The sequence below is a fragment of the Enterobacter sp. 61D5 genome (assembly GCF_034107965.1).
Taxonomy (GTDB): Bacteria; Pseudomonadota; Gammaproteobacteria; order Enterobacterales; family Enterobacteriaceae; genus Enterobacter; species Enterobacter cloacae_M.
In genome coordinates this window covers 107,701-124,531 of record NZ_JAWNFK010000004.1, presented here as the reverse complement: position 1 = coordinate 124,531, position 16,831 = coordinate 107,701, and the positions used below count along the sequence as shown (strand labels likewise).

General features: G+C 57.3%; 14 protein-coding genes. 9 read left to right on the top strand and 5 right to left on the bottom strand.

Annotated elements, in window-relative coordinates; translation table 11 throughout:
* Nucleotides 1–76 precede the first annotated feature (76 nt).
* Both bepA and arsC read left to right on the top strand, forming a co-directional pair.
* On the top strand, nucleotides 77–1,540 hold the full coding sequence (bepA, locus tag UTM25_RS03515) for a beta-barrel assembly-enhancing protease (RefSeq protein WP_023308761.1): 1,464 nt from the start codon (nucleotides 77–79) through the stop codon (nucleotides 1,538–1,540).
* Nucleotides 1,541–1,558: 18 nt separating this feature from the next.
* On the top strand, nucleotides 1,559–1,915 hold the full coding sequence (gene arsC, locus UTM25_RS03510; RefSeq protein WP_023308762.1) for an arsenate reductase (glutaredoxin): 357 nt from the start codon (nucleotides 1,559–1,561) through the stop codon (nucleotides 1,913–1,915).
* Here the strand turns inward: arsC and UTM25_RS03505 are convergent.
* The gene (locus UTM25_RS03505) at nucleotides 1,912–2,736 is read right to left on the bottom strand and encodes a helix-turn-helix domain-containing protein (RefSeq protein WP_194400263.1); all 825 of its coding nucleotides are present in this window, start codon (nucleotides 2,734–2,736) and stop codon (nucleotides 1,912–1,914) included. The genes arsC and UTM25_RS03505 overlap by 4 nt on opposite strands.
* Nucleotides 2,737–2,882: 146 nt before the next feature.
* Here UTM25_RS03505 and celB point away from each other — a divergent pair, with 146 nt between their 5' ends.
* The 3 genes from celB to UTM25_RS03490 are packed head-to-tail and all read left to right on the top strand — an operon-like array spanning nucleotide 2,883 to nucleotide 6,583.
* Nucleotides 2,883–4,202, top strand: a complete 1,320-nt coding sequence (celB, locus tag UTM25_RS03500) for a PTS cellobiose transporter subunit IIC (RefSeq protein WP_024907562.1) — start codon at nucleotides 2,883–2,885, stop codon at nucleotides 4,200–4,202.
* Between the two features lie 3 nt (nucleotides 4,203–4,205).
* Nucleotides 4,206–5,162: a N(4)-(beta-N-acetylglucosaminyl)-L-asparaginase gene (locus UTM25_RS03495; RefSeq protein WP_194400261.1), complete on the top strand. Its 957-nt coding sequence runs from the start codon at nucleotides 4,206–4,208 to the stop codon at nucleotides 5,160–5,162.
* Entirely contained in the window at nucleotides 5,162–6,583 is a 1,422-nt protein-coding gene (locus UTM25_RS03490; protein WP_194400649.1) for a leucyl aminopeptidase family protein, read from the top strand. The genes UTM25_RS03495 and UTM25_RS03490 overlap by 1 nt, the downstream gene beginning before the upstream one ends.
* 41 nt (nucleotides 6,584–6,624) lie before the next feature.
* Here UTM25_RS03490 and UTM25_RS03485 read toward each other — a convergent pair whose 3' ends face one another.
* From UTM25_RS03485 to UTM25_RS03470, 4 genes are all read right to left on the bottom strand, one after another.
* Entirely contained in the window at nucleotides 6,625–7,326 is a 702-nt protein-coding gene (locus UTM25_RS03485; protein WP_211438414.1) for a DnaA inactivator Hda, read from the bottom strand.
* Nucleotides 7,327–7,422: 96 nt separating this feature from the next.
* Nucleotides 7,423–8,712, bottom strand: a complete 1,290-nt coding sequence (gene uraA, locus UTM25_RS03480) for a uracil permease (RefSeq protein WP_194400259.1) — start codon at nucleotides 8,710–8,712, stop codon at nucleotides 7,423–7,425.
* An 83-nt stretch (nucleotides 8,713–8,795) separates the two neighbouring features.
* Nucleotides 8,796–9,422, bottom strand: a complete 627-nt coding sequence (gene upp, locus UTM25_RS03475; protein ID WP_023308769.1) for a uracil phosphoribosyltransferase — start codon at nucleotides 9,420–9,422, stop codon at nucleotides 8,796–8,798.
* Nucleotides 9,423–9,649: 227 nt separating this feature from the next.
* Nucleotides 9,650–11,080: a 6-phospho-beta-glucosidase gene (locus tag UTM25_RS03470; RefSeq protein ID WP_194400257.1), complete on the bottom strand. Its 1,431-nt coding sequence runs from the start codon at nucleotides 11,078–11,080 to the stop codon at nucleotides 9,650–9,652.
* Between the two features lie 266 nt (nucleotides 11,081–11,346).
* Here UTM25_RS03470 and purM point away from each other — a divergent pair, with 266 nt between their 5' ends.
* From purM to ppx, 4 genes are all read left to right on the top strand, one after another.
* Nucleotides 11,347–12,384: a phosphoribosylformylglycinamidine cyclo-ligase gene (gene purM, locus UTM25_RS03465; protein WP_008501643.1), complete on the top strand. Its 1,038-nt coding sequence runs from the start codon at nucleotides 11,347–11,349 to the stop codon at nucleotides 12,382–12,384.
* Complete coding sequence (purN, locus tag UTM25_RS03460; protein WP_023308771.1) at nucleotides 12,381–13,022, top strand: phosphoribosylglycinamide formyltransferase; 642 nt, start codon at nucleotides 12,381–12,383, stop codon at nucleotides 13,020–13,022. Before purM ends, purN begins: the two co-directional genes overlap by 4 nt.
* A 204-nt stretch (nucleotides 13,023–13,226) precedes the next feature.
* On the top strand, nucleotides 13,227–15,287 hold the full coding sequence (gene ppk1 / locus UTM25_RS03455) for a polyphosphate kinase 1 (RefSeq protein WP_032643595.1): 2,061 nt from the start codon (nucleotides 13,227–13,229) through the stop codon (nucleotides 15,285–15,287).
* 3 nt (nucleotides 15,288–15,290) lie between these two features.
* Entirely contained in the window at nucleotides 15,291–16,829 is a 1,539-nt protein-coding gene (gene ppx / locus UTM25_RS03450; RefSeq protein WP_023308773.1) for an exopolyphosphatase, read from the top strand.
* Nucleotides 16,830–16,831: the final 2 nt, after the last annotated feature.

The following is a 16,831-nucleotide window of genomic DNA, read 5'->3' as shown; positions in this document are numbered from 1 at the left end:
CTCGCAGAGCAGCAGAGATGAACGTTATGCCGGTTCATCGGTCAAATTAGCACATCCAACATACAGGACAGTGGTTATGTTCAGGCAATTGAGAAAAACACTGGTTGCAACACTGATTGCCGCGGTGACGGTCGGTCAGGTGTTGCCCGCTTTTGCTGACTCGTCCGATTCATTGCCGGACATGGGCACCACAGCAGGAAGCACGCTCTCTATTGGGCAAGAGATGCAAATGGGGGATTACTATGTTCGCCAGCTGCGCGGCAGCGCCCCGCTGATTAACGACCCTTTGCTGGTACAGTACATTAACGGGCTGGGGATGCGTCTGGTTTCGCACGCCGACTCGGTAAAAACGCCCTTCCACTTCTATTTAATCAATAATGACGAAATCAACGCCTTCGCCTTCTTTGGCGGTAACGTGGTGCTGCATTCGGCGTTATTCCGTTACTCTGACAACGAAAGCCAGCTGGCATCGGTAATGGCGCACGAAATTTCGCACGTCACCCAGCGCCACCTGGCGCGCGCCATGGAAGACCAGAAACGTAACGCCCCCCTCACCTGGGTGGGCGCGCTGGGCTCTATTCTGCTGGCAATGGCCAGCCCGCAGGCCGGGATGGCGGCCCTGACCGGTACGCTGGCGGGAACGCGTCAGGGAATGATCAGCTTTACCCAGCAAAATGAACAGGAAGCGGACCGCATCGGGATTCAGGTGCTGCAGCGTTCGGGCTTTGACCCGCAGGCCATGCCGAGCTTCCTGGAAAAACTGCTCGATCAGGCGCGTTACTCTTCCCGTCCGCCGGAAATTCTGTTGACCCACCCGCTGCCGGAAAGCCGACTGTCGGACGCGCGCAACCGTGCCAACCAGATGCGTCCGGTCGTGGTTCAGTCTTCGCAGGATTTCTACATGGCGAAAGTGAGAACGCTTGGGATGTACAATTCCGGGCGTAACCAGCTCACCAGCGACCTGCTGGATACCCTGGCGAAAGGCAACGTGCGTGAGAAAAACGCCGCGCAGTATGGTCAGGCGCTCCAGGCGATGGAAGCCAGCAAATACGACGAGGCGCGCAAAGCGCTGCAACCGCTTCTGGCTGCCGACCCGAACAACCCGTGGTACCTCGATCTGTCGACGGATATCGATCTGGGCCAGAAGAAAACGGCCGATGCGATTAACCGTCTGAAGGGGGCGAAAGACGTCCGTACCAACCCGGTGCTGCAGCTTAACCTGGCGAACGCTTACTTACAGGGCGGTCAGCCTGGCGAAGCGGCGACCATTCTGAACCGCTATACCTTTAACAATAAAGACGATCAAAACGGCTGGGATTTGCTCGCTCAGGCGCAAGCCCAGCTCGGCAACCGCGATCAGGAGCTGGCGGCGCGTGCCGAAGGTTTTGCCCTGGTGGGCCGCCTCGATCAGGCAATTTCCGCGCTCAGCAGCGCCAGCTCGCAGGTCAAGCTCGGCAGCCTCCAGCAGGCCCGTTACGACGCGCGTATCGATCAGCTGCGCGGCCTGCAGCAGCGCTTTAAGCCGTACGAGAAGATGTAATAAAGGAGAATTCACGTCATGACAGACGCCGTAAAAATTTATCACAACCCTCGCTGCTCCAAGAGCCGCGATACCCTGAGCCTGCTGAAGTCTAACGGCGTTGAGCCGGAAGTGGTGCTGTACCTCGACACCCCACCTGACGCGCAAACCCTCCGCCAGCTGCTGCACATGCTGGGAATGGGCAGTGCAAGAGAGCTGATGCGCCAGAAAGAAGATCTGTATAAGTCGCTTAACCTGGATGACAGCCGCCTCACCGAGGCTGAGCTGATCCAGGCGATGGTTGAAAATCCAAAGCTGATTGAGCGCCCGATTGTGGTGGCGAACGGCCAGGCGCGCATTGGACGCCCGCCGGAAGACGTGCTCGAGATCCTCTAGTTCTTATGCCGCAGCGCTTCCAGAAAGGCCTGCGGCGTACTCTCTCCCAGCTTTTTCTGCGCTTTTCCGCGGTTGTAAAATTCACACAGCTGGATCAACAGCTCGCCTGCCGGTTCACTGCTCAGACGTGGGATGATTTCACATAGCGGCAGAGCAACCTGAACGGCACGGTACTGCTGCGGATGCGCTGTCACGGTGGTATTACGCTCCCCAAGCTTCACCTCGAAACCAAAAGTCTCAACAGATTGAATATCAGCCGGACAGGCTGCCAGCGCGTCGTTCGCCCAGTGGGTCAGCAGCTGCGGAGAAATGCCCGCGTACAGCCGGGCATAGCACCAGCCGCTCACGGGTTCACGCGCCCACAGCAGATGCTGTTCTCCGCCATCGTCCATATGCAGCGACAGAGGCTGATGATGTAACAGGAGTTTTTGCGGCACGATACCTGCCTTCAGCGCCTTTTTTCCCTGCAACGTCGCGCCCTTCTGCTTTATCGAAGCCGGTTTGAGATAGCGGTTCAGGGTCGCGCGGGACACGGCGATCCCGAGTCCGCTATTGACCATCTGCAGCAGTTCGTCCAGCGGGGCGCCGGTGATATCACGCAGGGCATTGACCAGCGCAACCTGTTCCTGTCTCAATGCTTTGTGTATCACTTTTGGCGTCGTGTGGTTATCCGAAACCTGCTCGCGGTTGCGCCAGCGCCTGACGGTAGTGACCGAAATGCCCAGCTCGGTAGCCAGCTCTCTGTCGCTTTTATCTGACTGCTGAAGATAGCGACGGATGCGCGGCGTCGTGGTGGCATTAGCATGCAGTTTAATTTCCATCGCAGGATCCTCAGAACCAATCTTATGAGATTTATACTACACCAGCGATTGCTTTGTGACCGATTTCACCTTTCGCTCGCCGCGCTTCACTGATAATCCCCAGACATAACACAAACAACACCCCTCAATCTTGTACGGAGTTCACAATGAACAATGTTCTGGGATTTCTTGAAGCAAAACTGATGCCGCTGGCGGCCAAAACGGCCCAGCAGCGTCATCTCGGGGCCATTCGCGGCGCCTACGTATCCTTCATGCCGTTTATCATCGTCGGCTCTATTCTGCTGGTGATCTCGTCGTTCCCGAATCAAGCCTATCAGCAGTTTATGTCTCAGGCCTTTGGTGAGAGCTGGAGCGCCATAATAGAAATCCCGTTCAACGCGGTGTTCTCCACCATGTCGCTGTTCATCAGCTTCCTGGTGGCCTTCCGCCTGGCGGAACACTACGGTGAAGACCGCATCTCCTGCGGCATCCTGGCGCTGGTCGCCTTTCTCATCCTGACGCCCTTTATCAAAGTGGCGGAAAACGGCGGTATTACCGTCATTCCGGTGGAGTGGATTGGCAGCAAAGGGCTGTTCGTGGCGATGATCGGTTCCCTGCTGTGGACGGAGCTGTTCTGCTGGCTCAAGCGCAAAAAGCTGGTGATCAAAATGCCGGACGGCGTGCCTCCGGCGGTGCAGGAGTCGTTCGCAGCGCTGATCCCGGCCCTGCTGGTGATGATTCTGGTGCTGGGTATCCGCATCGTGTTTGAAAACACCCACTACAACACCATCCACCAGTTTATTTACGAAGTGGTTGCCACGCCGGTGCGCCACTACGGTACCTCTTACTTTGGCGCGCTGATGACGGTGTTCAGCATCACCATTCTGTGGTCAGTGGGCATTAACTCCGGCTCGATGATCAACGGCATCATTCGCCCACTGTGGATGGAGAACCAGACCGACAACATCGCCGCGATTCAGGCAGGCACGACGCCGCCGCACATTATTACTGAACAGTTTTTTGACATGATCTGGATGGGCGGCGCGGGGGCCACGCTGTCGCTGGTGATTGCGATGCTGATTTTCGCCCGCAGCAAAAACATGCGTGAAGTGGCGCGCCTCGGCGCCGGGGCATCGGTGTTTAACATCAACGAACCGATCCTGTTTGGCCTGCCGGTGATCATGAACCCGATCATGCTCATCCCGTTCAACCTGGTGCCGCTGGTGCTGGTCACCGTGCAGTATGCGGCGATGAAGATTGGCGCGGTTGCCGTCACCACCGGGGTGTTTATTCCCTGGACGCTGCCGCCGGTCATCAGCGGTTTTATCGTTACCGGACACCTGAGCGGCAGCGTCATGCAGCTTATCAACCTGCTGATTGGCGCCATGCTGTATCTGCCTTTTATGCGTATCGTGGACAAACAGTACCGCGCGGCGGAAATGGCCACCGTTACGCAAACCGACACCACCCTTGCAAAACAGGAGTAAAGCATGTGGGGAATTATCGCGACCTGGAGAATGGCGCTTGAAGGCGTTACGGAGTCTGCGTCTGCGCTGGCTGCGGGTAAACCGGTCTCTGCGGCAGTGGTGGATGCCGTCGCCGCCGTCGAAGACTTTCCGTTTTATAAATCCGTCGGCTACGGCGGGCTGCCCACCGAAAATGGCGAGGTGGAGCTGGACGCCGCCTACATGGACGGCGATACGCTGGCGTTTGGCGCCGTGGGCAACCTGGTGGATATCGCCAACCCGGTGCGCGTGGCGCATGCGTTAAGCCGTCAGCGCTACAACAGCCTGCTTGTCGGCCAGGGCGCGCGGGAATGGGCGCTGAGCCAGGGCTTCGCCGACAAAACCATGCTCACCGAGCGCGCCATGCAGCACTACCGCAAACGCTGCCGCGAGACGCTGGATAAGGGCTTAAGCCCTTACGACGGGCATGACACCGTCGGCATTATCGGCCTCGATAAACAAGGGTCAATGAGCGTCGCCACCTCCACCAGCGGCCTGTTCATGAAAAAACGTGGTCGACTCGGCGATTCGCCCATTATTGGTTCCGGATTTTACTGCGACAGTGAAACCGGCGCCGCCACCGCCACGGGCGTCGGTGAAGATCTGATGAAAGGCTGCACCAGCTACGAAATCGTCCGCCGCATGGCGCAGGGTATGACGCCGCAGCAGGCGGCGGATTCGGTGGTGTTCGAACTGGAGGACAAGCTGATGTCGCGCTTTGGCCGCGCGGGCGATCTTTCCGTGGTGTGCATGAACAACAGGGGCGAATTCGGGGCAGCCACCAACATCAAAACCTTCTCGTTTGTGGTGGCGACGGCTCGCCAGCCCCTCACCGTTTTTCGTACCGAACGCCTGCGGGAGAAAACGCATTATTACGCCGTAGACGATGAGTGGATGCAGGCCTATGCCGCGCGGATCCGCGCGCCGATTGAGGAGTCATGATGATTACGTATCAGTTTATCACCGCGCTTTCTGACGCGGCTCCGCAAAGCCATTTGATTGCGTCCGCCTCCTGTACGCATTTGCCCGAAACGGCGCTTGTCGCGGAAATGCGCGAGTCTGCCAGCATCGCTGACACCCGCTTTGGCTGCGCCCCGTTTGCCCGGATCACCCTGCTGCCGGATGCCCTCTGGCAGGATAGCCTGACCGAAGGATTACTGACGGCGCTGCGCCCGCTGATGGCCTCGCCCGTCAGTCCAGAGCTGATACTGGACGTTACCGATATCGACGATGTGGTGCTGGCGCAGATACTGCGCTTTCTCTTTAATCAGGCGCACAGGCTGAGCGACCTGAAGCTGAAGAAAACGGATGAATCGGCGGTGCGACTTGCGAACATCACCGCCCTCTGCCTGCCGGAACAGCAGGCAAAACTGGAGGGTGTTTTCCGCCAGCAGCAGGCCATCGCCCACGGCATGGTCGCGGCGCGACGTCTGGCGGATATCCCGTCCGACCGATGCACGCCGCAGTTTGTGGTGGAAGAGGCGCAAAGGCTCTGTGCCGCCTTCCCCGCCCTGCGCTGCGAAGTACTGAACGAAAAGGCTATTGCTGAGCAGGGTCTGGGGCTGCTGCAGGCCGTTGGCAAAGGGGCGACCTGTCCACCGCGCCTGCTGGCTATTCATTATGACGGCGTCAACGACGGCCCGGTGCGCTGCTATGTAGGTAAAGGCATTACCTTCGATACCGGCGGCCTGTGGCTGAAGGACGGCGCGGGCATGTACACCATGAAATACGACATGTGCGGTGCGGCTAACGTGCTGGGCATGATGCTGACCGTCGCAGAGCTGGCGCTGCCCGTGCGCATCATGGGCGTGCTGGCGCTGGCGGAAAATGCCATCGGCCCGGACGCCATGCAGCCCGGCACGGTGGCGACGGCCTGCAACGGCACCACGGTTGAAATCAACAACACCGATGCCGAAGGCCGGCTGGTGCTGGCGGACGCCATCGCCTGGGCCAGCCAGCGCCATCCGCAGGCGCGCTATATTATTGATATGGCGACCTTAACCGGCGCGGTCGTGAAGGCGCTGGGGTATGAGCTGAGCGGGCTAATGACGCAGGATGAACCGCTGCGCGCGGCGCTGACGCTGGCGGGTAAACATAGTGGCGATGAAGTGTGGTCCCTGCCGCTGGATGCGCGGCTGAAAAAGCAGACCGACAGCGCGATTGCCGATCGGTGCAACACGCCGACCAACAATGCGGCGATCAGCGCCTCGGCGGCGTGGCTGCTGCACCACTTTTGCCCGCCGACCATTCCGTGGGCGCATCTGGATATCAGCGGTACAGCGCTGTGGCGAGAGAGCGGCAGGAGCGTGGCGTCGGGAAGACCAATTCCACTTTTGGTTGAGCACTTGCTGGGGGATGTCTAGTTTTCGTAGGCCGGGTAAGGCGCAGCCGCCACCCGGCACAACTACAGCTTGAGAATATCTTTCACAAACGGAATGGTCAGCTTGCGCTGGGCGGTAATAGAGGCGCGATCGAGCTGATCGAGCGTGTCAAACAGCGTGCGCATTTCGCGATCCAGTCGTTTAAGCAGGAAGCGCCCCACGTCCTCCGGCAGCTCAAACCCGCGCTGCTTTGCGCGCAGCTGTAACGCCTGAAGCTTATCTTCATCCGACAGCGGCTGGAGCTTGTAGATTTGCCCCCAGTCCAGACGAGACGCCAGATCCGGCAGCCCCAGATTGAGCTGTCTCGGCGGACGATCGCCGGTGATCAGCAGCCGGGTTTTGCCCGACTCCAGAATGCGGTTGTAGAGGTTAAAGATCGCCATTTCCCACGGCTCGTCCCCCGCCACGCATTCGATATTATCGATGCAAACCAGCGAGAGATGTTCCATTCCCTCCAGCACCTCAGGTACGAACCAGGTACGTTTATCCAGCGGCACGTAGCCTACCGCATCACCGCGCGCCGAAAGCTCCGCGCAGGCGGCATGCAGCAGGTGGCTGCGCCCCGCGCCTTCGCGTGACCAGATATAGATGTATCCGCTGTGATCCTGGCGCAGCACGTTTTGCAGTGCAGCCAGTAAAGAGGGGTTATCACCCGGCCAGAAACTCGCGAAAGTTTCGTCGTCAGGGAGATAGAGTGGCAGAGAGAGCTGTGCCGGTCCGTTCAGAAATACCTCAACCAGAGATCCTACGTAAAATCGGAATGGAGTTTAACACGGAACCTGCAAGGAGAGAACCGGGCGATCCCTCGCCCGACTTTTCGATCAATGTGGCGCTTTTTCTCTGTCGTCCGCGTCGAGAATTTCTTCTTCCGGGCGAATGACCGAGATCAGCTTGAAGATCAGGCTCAGGCCCACGCCGACGATGGTCGCCAGCGCCATGCCCTTCAGCTCTGCCGCACCGATGTGCACCTTCGCGCCGCTCACGCCGATGATCAGGATAACGGAGGTCAGGATCAGGTTTTGCGCTTTGCTGTAATCCACTTTGGATTCAATCAGCACGCGAATACCGGAGGCGCCGATCACGCCGTACAGCAGCAGAGAAACGCCGCCCATTACCGGCACCGGAATGATCTGAATCGCTGCCGCTAGCTTGCCGACGCAGGAGAGCAGAATGGCGATAATCGCCGCGCCGCCGATAACCCAGGTACTGTAGACGCGGGTAATCGCCATCACGCCGATGTTCTCACCGTAGGTGGTGTTTGGCGTCGAGCCGAAGAAACCGGAGATGATGGTGGAGAAACCGTTCGCAAACATGGAGCGGTGCAGGCCCGGGTCGCGGATTAAATCGCGCTTAACGATGTTCGCCGTCACCACCAGGTGGCCGACGTGCTCCGCAATGACCACCAGCGCCGCAGGCAGAATGGTGAAAATAGCAAACCATTCAAAGCGCGGCGTATAGAAGGTTGGCAGCGCAAACCAGTGGGCCTGAGCGATCGGGGTGGTGTCCACCACGCCCATCGCGAAGGAGAGCGCATAGCCCGCCAGCACGCCGATCAGGATCGGGATAATCGCCATGAAGCCTCGGAACAGCACGGAGCCAAACACCGTGACGCCCAGCGTTACCAGCGAGATGATAATGGTTTTGGAATCCGGTGACTGACCGTCAGCAGGCAGCAGACCGGCCATATTCGCCGCTACACCCGCCAGCTCAAGACCGATGACGGCAACGATTGCGCCCATCGCCGCAGGGGGGAACATCACGTCCAGCCAGCCGGTACCGGCTTTCTTCACAATGAAGGACACCACGCAGAACAGGACGCCACACATGATAAAGCCGCCCAGCGCGACTTCATAACCCAGCGGCAGCAGCAGTAACACCGGCGAGATAAAGGCGAAGCTCGACCCGAGATACGCCGGGATTTTGCCTTTACAGATAAAGAGGTACAGCAGCGTACCGATGCCGTTGAACAGCAGCACGGTGGCCGGGTTAATGTGGAACAGGATTGGCACCAGCACGGTTGCGCCAAACATGGCGAACAGGTGCTGCAAACTAAGCGGGATAGTCTGTAAAAGCGGCGGTCTTTCACTCACCCCGATAGCACGGCGCGTCATAGTGTTTTCCTCTGTGTAGTATTGTTGGTGTTTTATTCAAAAAAAAGCCGACTATCAAAGTCGGCTTATTTATCGTTATTCGATTATTTCGTACCAAAGATCTTATCGCCGGCATCGCCGAGCCCCGGGATGATGTACCCGTGCTCGTTCAGCCCCTGGTCGATAGAGGCGGTATACAGCTCAACGTCCGGGTGCGCTTTTTCCAGCGCCGCGATCCCTTCCGGCGCCGCAACCAGTACCAGCACCTTAATGCTGTTACAGCCCGCGTTTTTAAGCAGGTCGATGGTGGCGATCATAGAGCCGCCGGTCGCGAGCATTGGGTCAACCACCAGCGCCATACGCTCGTCGATGTTAGAGACCAGCTTCTGGAAGTAAGGAACCGGCTCAAGGGTTTCTTCGTTACGGTAGATACCCACCACGCTGATACGCGCGCTTGGCACGTGCTCCAGCACGCCTTCCATCATGCCGAGACCGGCACGCAGAATTGGCACCACGGTAATTTTCTTACCTTTGATCTGCTCAACCTGCACCGGGCCGTTCCAGCCTTCGATGGTGACTTTTTCTGTTTCCAGATCAGAGGTCGCTTCGTAGGTCAGCAGGCTGCCGACTTCAGATGCCAGTTCGCGAAAACGCTTCGTGCTGATGTCATGCTCACGCATCAGGCCCAACTTGTGTTTAACGAGTGGGTGTTTCACTTCCACAATCTTCATTCTCTTTCTCCTCTGAGGTGGCGTCCGCAAAAAAATCGCGGGATTATACCGCTTTTTTCGGATTAGGCCATACCCATGTTGCTTGACGTATATCAAGCAAAGTGATTTAGAGACAAAAAAACCGGAGGCGAGACTCCGGCCTGGGGGCGGGGTTCTGCCCGGTGGCGCTGCGCTTACGCGGGCCTACGTGTAGTGTAGGTCGGGTAAGCGTTAGCGCCACCCGACAACTACAGGTTCTCGCCGTTGCTCGCAATCACCTGCTTATACCAGTCGAACGATTTCTTTTTACTGCGGTTCAGCGTGCCGTTTCCTTCATTGTCTTTATCCACAAAGATAAAGCCGTAGCGTTTTTTCATTTCGCCCGTGCCGGCAGACACCAGGTCGATACAGCCCCACGGGGTGTAGCCCATCAGATCCACGCCATCTTCCACCACCGCTTTTTTCATCTCGCGGATGTGGGCGGCCAGGTAGTCAATGCGGTACTGGTCGTTCACCGTACCGTCGCTCTCCTGCACGTCGATCGCGCCAAAGCCGTTCTCAACGATAAACAGCGGCAGCTGGTAGTGATCCCAGAACCAGTTCAGGGAGTAGCGCAGCCCGACCGGGTCAATCTGCCAGCCCCAGTCGGATTTCTGGACGTACGGGTTAGAGACCAGGCTCTTGCTTTCGTCGTAATCCAGCTGCGGGTTGTCCGCCGTCGCCTTGGTGGCGAAGGACATGTAGTAGCTGAAGCCGATGTAATCGACGCAGCCCTGCTTCAGCGCGGCTTTATCCTCTTCGGTTATATCCAGCGCGAAGCCGCGACGTTCGAAGTAGTTGAGCAGGTGCTGTGGGTACTTGCCGCGCACGTGTACGTCGGTGAACCAGTAGCGGCGGTGCATGGCGTTCATCGCCATCATCATATCGTCAGGGGCGCAGGTCAGCGGATAGATAGGACACATGGCAATCATGCAGCCAATCTGCAGCGACGGGTTAATCTCGCGCCCCGCCTTCACCGCCAGGGCGCTGGCCACCAGCTCATAGTGCGCCGCCTGGAACATCACCGGCTCACGGTCTTCACCCGGCGCGTACTTCAGCCCGGAGTTCGTGAATGGCGCAAAGTCTTCGTGGAAGTTAGCCTGGTTGTTGATCTCGTTGAAGGTCATCCAGTACTTCACCTTATGCTGGTAGCGCTGGAACACCACTTTTGCAAAACGAACGAAGAAGTCGATCAGCTTACGGTTGCGCCAGCCGCCGTATTCAGTGACCAGATGGAAAGGCATCTCGAAGTGAGAAAGAGTGATAACCGGTTCGATGCCGTACTTCAGGCATTCGTCGAACAGATCGTCATAGAATTTCAGGCCAGCCTCGTTAGGCTCAAGCTCGTCGCCTTTCGGGAAGATCCGCGTCCAGGCAATAGAGGTGCGGAAGCATTTGAACCCCATCTCGGCAAAGAGTTTGATGTCTTCTTTATAGCGGTGGTAGAAATCAATGGCTTCATGGTTAGGATAATTTTTCCCCTCCAGCACGCCGTTGGTGATTTCACGCGGCACGCCGTGCGCCCCCGCGGTCATGACATCGGCAACGCTCACGCCCTTGCCGCCCTCTTTCCAGCCGCCTTCCAGCTGGTGCGCCGCAACGGCCCCGCCCCACAGAAAATCTGCTTTAAATCCTGACATTCGCTTTCCCTCATTCTGCGTTATTTTCTGCAAAAACAATTACAGAAACCGGTTTCAGTTCGATGATGTGCAAAGGGCAAAGCTGTTGCAAGCAGTTCTCAGAAACCGGTTTCATTTTCGTGAACAGAGTCAAGTTTGGCTGCATTCACGAGGCACACAGAAAAAAAGATCCCCACGTCCAGAATAGGCTCGCAAACGTTTGCCTGGACTGTTAGAATTGCGCCGATTTTTCTTACTAGCTATGCAATCGCGTGGGGATTTAAGCCGTGACCAACAAAACTTCTCTCAGCTACAAAGATGCCGGTGTTGATATTGACGCAGGTAATGCGCTGGTTGACCGAATCAAAGGTGTGGTGAAAAAAACCCGCCGCCCGGAAGTGATGGGTGGTTTGGGTGGATTCGGCGCACTGTGCGCGCTGCCGCAAAAATATCGTGAACCTGTTCTGGTCTCGGGAACTGACGGTGTAGGCACTAAACTGCGCCTGGCGATGGATTTAAAACGTCACGACACGATCGGTATCGATCTGGTCGCGATGTGCGTGAATGACCTGGTGGTACAGGGCGCAGAGCCGCTGTTCTTCCTCGATTACTACGCAACCGGCAAACTGGACGTGGATACCGCTGCCAGCGTGATTAACGGTATCGCCGAAGGCTGTCTGCAGTCCGGCTGTGCGCTGGTCGGTGGTGAAACCGCAGAAATGCCGGGCATGTATCACGGCGAAGATTATGACGTCGCGGGCTTCTGCGTCGGCGTAGTAGAAAAATCAGAAATTATCGACGGCAGCAAAGTGGCCGATGGCGATGTGCTGATCGCGTTGGCCTCCAGCGGCCCGCACTCCAACGGCTACTCCCTGGTGCGTAAAATCCTCGAAGTGAGCGGCTGTGACCCGCTGACCACCGAGCTTGACGGTAAACCGCTGGCTGACCATCTGCTGGCGCCGACCCGCATCTACGTGAAAAACGTGCTTGAGCTTATCGAGAACGTCGACGTTCACGCTATCGCTCACCTGACCGGCGGCGGCTTCTGGGAAAACATCCCGCGCGTCCTGCCGGATAACACCCAGGCGGTGATCGACGAATCCTCATGGCAGTGGCCGGCCGTGTTTAACTGGCTGCAGACCGCAGGCAACGTGAGCTCTCACGAAATGTACCGCACCTTTAACTGCGGCGTGGGCATGGTTATCGCCCTGCCGGCAAGCGAAGCGGATAAAGCGGTTAAGCTGCTGACTGAAAAAGGTGAAAACGCGTGGAAAATCGGTACGATTAAAGCCTCCGATTCCGAACAGCGTGTGGTCATTGAATGAAAAACATCGTGGTGCTCATTTCCGGCAACGGAAGCAATTTGCAGGCCATCATAGACGCCTGCAAACAGAAGAAAATCAATGGCACCATTCGGGCAGTTTTCAGCAACAAGGCCGACGCGTTCGGCCTTGAGCGCGCGCGGGAAGCAAATATTCCCGCGCACGCGCTGGAAGCCAGCCAGTTCGCCGGGCGTGAAGCCTTTGACCGCGAGCTGGTGCATGAGATTGATGCCTACGCGCCGGACGTGGTCGTGCTGGCGGGCTATATGCGTATTCTGAGCCCGGCCTTCGTCGAACACTTCGCTGGTCGTCTGCTGAATATCCACCCTTCCCTGCTGCCAAAATATCCCGGCCTGCACACCCATCGCCAGGTTCTGGAAAACGGCGATGAGGAGCACGGCACCTCCGTGCATTTCGTTACCGACGAGCTGGACGGCGGTCCGGTGATCCTGCAGGCGAAAGTTCCGGTCTTTGACGGCGACAGCGAAGAAGACGTGACCGAACGCGTGCAGACTCAGGAACACGCCATTTACCCGCTGGTGGTCAGCTGGTTTGTCGACGGGCGTCTCGAGATGCGCGACGGTGCAGCCTGGCTGGACGGCGTGAAGTTACCCCCGCAGGGTTATGCGGCGGAAGAGTAGTTGCTTATGTCGGGTGGCGCTGTGCTTACCCGACGCACACATGGCATTACCCGATATTCCCTTCTCCAACCTTCTAAAATCCCCAACAAAAAAAATAACTGTCATACTTTTCTGGCACTGTTGGACATATCGTGGAAATGCTCGCCATAATAAGGACGAGACGGATTTACCACGTCCTGTGATTGAACTGGAGTGTGAGCTGTAATGGGTCAGGAAAAGTTATATATCGAGAAAGAGCTAAGCTGGTTAGCATTCAACGAACGTGTACTCCAGGAAGCGGCAGACAAAAGTAACCCGCTTATCGAGCGCATGCGTTTTTTGGGCATTTATTCCAACAACCTGGATGAGTTCTACAAGGTTCGCTTTGCCGAGCTGAAAAGACGCATCATCATCAGCGAAGAACAGGGCTTAAACTCGCACTCGCGGCATCTGCTGGGCAAAATCCAGTCCCGCGTGCTGAAAGCCGATCAGGAATTTGACGGCCTGTATAACGAACTGCTGCTGGAGATGGCGCGCAATCAAATCTTCCTGATTAACGAACGCCAGCTTTCCGTTAACCAACAAAACTGGCTGCGCCACTACTTCAAACACTACCTGCGCCAGCACATTACCCCGATTCTGATCAACCGCGAAACCGATCTGGTTCAGTTCCTGAAAGATGATTATACCTACCTGGCGGTGGAAATTATTCGCGGTGAATCTATCCGTTACGCGCTGCTGGAGATCCCGTCCGACAAGGTGCCGCGCTTTGTGAACCTGCCGCCGGAAACCCCGCGCAGACGCAAGCCGATGATCCTGCTGGATAACATCCTGCGCTACTGTCTGGACGACATCTTCAAAGGCTTCTTCGATTACGATGCGTTAAATGCCTACTCGATGAAGATGACCCGTGACGCCGAATATGACCTGGTGCACGAGATGGAAGCCAGCCTGATGGAGCTGATGTCCTCCAGCCTGAAACAACGCCTGACGGCCGAGCCGGTGCGCTTTGTCTATCAGCGCGATATGCCGGACGCTATGGTGGAGATGCTGCGCGATAAACTGACCATTTCGCGCTATGACTCCATCGTGCCGGGCGGTCGTTACCACAACTTTAAAGACTTTATTGGCTTCCCGAACGTCGGCAAAGCCAATCTGGTGAACAAGCCGCTGCCGCGCCTGCGCCATCTGTGGTTCGATAAATTCCGCAACGGATTCGACGCCATTCGCGAACGCGACGTGCTGCTCTACTATCCGTATCACACGTTTGAGCACGTGCTGGAACTGCTGCGTCAGGCCTCGTTCGATCCGAGCGTGCTGGCGATCAAAATCAACATCTACCGCGTGGCAAAAGATTCCCGCATCATCGACGCGATGATCCACGCGGCGCACAACGCCAAAAAGGTCACCGTGGTGGTTGAGCTGCAGGCGCGCTTCGACGAAGAGGCCAACATTCACTGGGCGCGCCGTCTGACGGAAGCCGGTGTGCACGTCATCTTCTCCGCGCCGGGGCTGAAAATTCACGCCAAGCTGTTCCTGATCTCCCGTAAAGAGGGCGACGATGTGGTGCGTTATGCCCACATCGGTACCGGGAACTTTAACGAGAAAACGGCGCGAATTTATACCGACTACTCGCTCTTAACCGCCGACGCCCGCATCACTAACGAAGTGCGCCGGGTCTTTAACTTTATCGAAAACCCGTACCGTCCGGTGAGCTTTGACTATCTGCTGGTCTCGCCGCAGAACTCGCGCCGCCTGCTGTACGATATGATCGATAAAGAGATCGCCAATGCCCAGAAAGGGCTGTCGTCCGGCATCACACTGAAGCTTAACAACCTGGTCGACAAAGGGCTGGTGGACAGGCTGTACGCGGCGTCCAGCTCAGGCGTGCCGGTTAACCTGCTGATCCGCGGCATGTGCTCGCTGATCCCGGAACTGGAAGGCATCAGCGACAATATTCGTGTGATCAGCATTGTTGACCGTTACCTGGAACACGATCGGATCTATATTTTTGATAATGCGGGTGATAAACAGGTCTATCTCTCTTCGGCAGACTGGATGACGCGCAATATTGACTACCGAATTGAAGTCGCGGCACCGCTGCTGGATCCGCGTCTGAAGCAGCAGATCCTCGACATCATCGAGATTCTGTTCAGCGATACCGTGAAAGCACGCTATATCGACAAAGAACTCAGTAACCGCTATGTGCCGCGCGGCAACCGCCGCAAAGTGCGGTCGCAACTGGCGATTTACGACTATATCAAATCACTCGAGCAACCCGATTAACCTATGCCGATAAATGATAAGACCCCACGCCCGCAGGAATTCGCCGCGGTCGACCTTGGCTCTAACAGTTTCCACATGGTCATCGCCCGTGAGGTGGATGGCGCGCTGCAGATCATCGGTCGTCTGAAGCAGCGCGTACACCTGGCGGATGGTCTTGACGAACGCAGCATGCTCAGCGAAGAGGCGATGGAGCGCGGGTTAAACTGCCTGTCGCTGTTTGCTGAACGCCTGCAGGGCTTCTCGCCCTCCAGCGTGTGCATCGTGGGGACTCACACCCTGCGCCAGGCCCTGAACGCCCCGGAATTCCTCAAGCGGGCCGAAAAAGTGATCCCCTACCCGATTGAGATCATCTCCGGCAACGAGGAAGCGCGTCTGATTTTCATGGGCGTTGAGCACACCCAGCCGGAAAAAGGACGCAAGCTGGTTATCGATATCGGCGGTGGCTCAACGGAGCTGGTGATCGGCGAAGACTTTGAGCCGCGCCTGGTGGAAAGCCGCCGTATGGGCTGCGTCAGCTTCGCGCAGATGTATTTCCCAGGTGGCACCATCACCCGCGAGAACTTCCAGCGCGCGCGTATGGCGGCTGTCCAGAAGCTGGAAAACCTGGCCTGGCAGTACCGTATTCAGGGCTGGAACGTGGCGCTGGGCGCGTCGGGCACCATCAAGGCGGCGCATGAAGTGCTGCTGGCGATGGGTGAAAAAGACGGGTTTATTACGCCCGAACGCCTGACGTTGCTGACCGAAGAAGTGCTGAAGCATAAAAGTTTTGACGCCTTAAGCCTGCCGGGTCTTTCCGACGAGCGTAAAGCGGTATTCGTGCCGGGGCTGGCTATTCTCTGCGGCGTGTTTGATGCCCTCGCCATAAAAGAGCTGCGTCTGTCGGACGGCGCGCTGCGTGAAGGCGTGCTGTATGAGATGGAAGGCCGTTTCCGCCATCAGGATATTCGCAGCCGCACCGCGCAAAGCCTGGCCAACCAGTACAACATCGACCGTGAACAGGCGAAGCGCGTGCTGGACACCACGGTGCAGATGTACGAACAGTGGCAGGAGCAGAATCCGAAGCTCGCGCACCCGCAGCTTGCCGCGCTGTTGAAATGGGCCGCGATGCTGCACGAGGTGGGGCTGAACATCAACCACAGCGGGATGCACCGCCATTCGGCCTATATTCTGCAAAACAGCGATCTGCCTGGCTTCAACCAGGAGCAGCAAACCATGATGGCGACCCTGGTACGTTATCACCGCAAAGCCATCAAGCTCGACGACCTGCCGCGCTTTACGCTGTTTAAGAAAAAACAGTTCCTGCCACTTATTCAGCTGCTGCGTCTGGGCGTGCTGCTCAATAACCAACGTCAGGCCACCACCACGCCGCCTACGCTGAAGCTGAAAACCGACGACCATCACTGGACGCTGAGCTTCCCGCATGACTGGTTCAGCCAGAACGCGCTGGTCCTGCTGGACCTGGAAAAAGAGCAGCAGTACTGGGAAGCGGTCACCGGCTGGCTGCTCAAAATTGAAGAAGAGAGCGCCGACGTCGCCGCGTAACG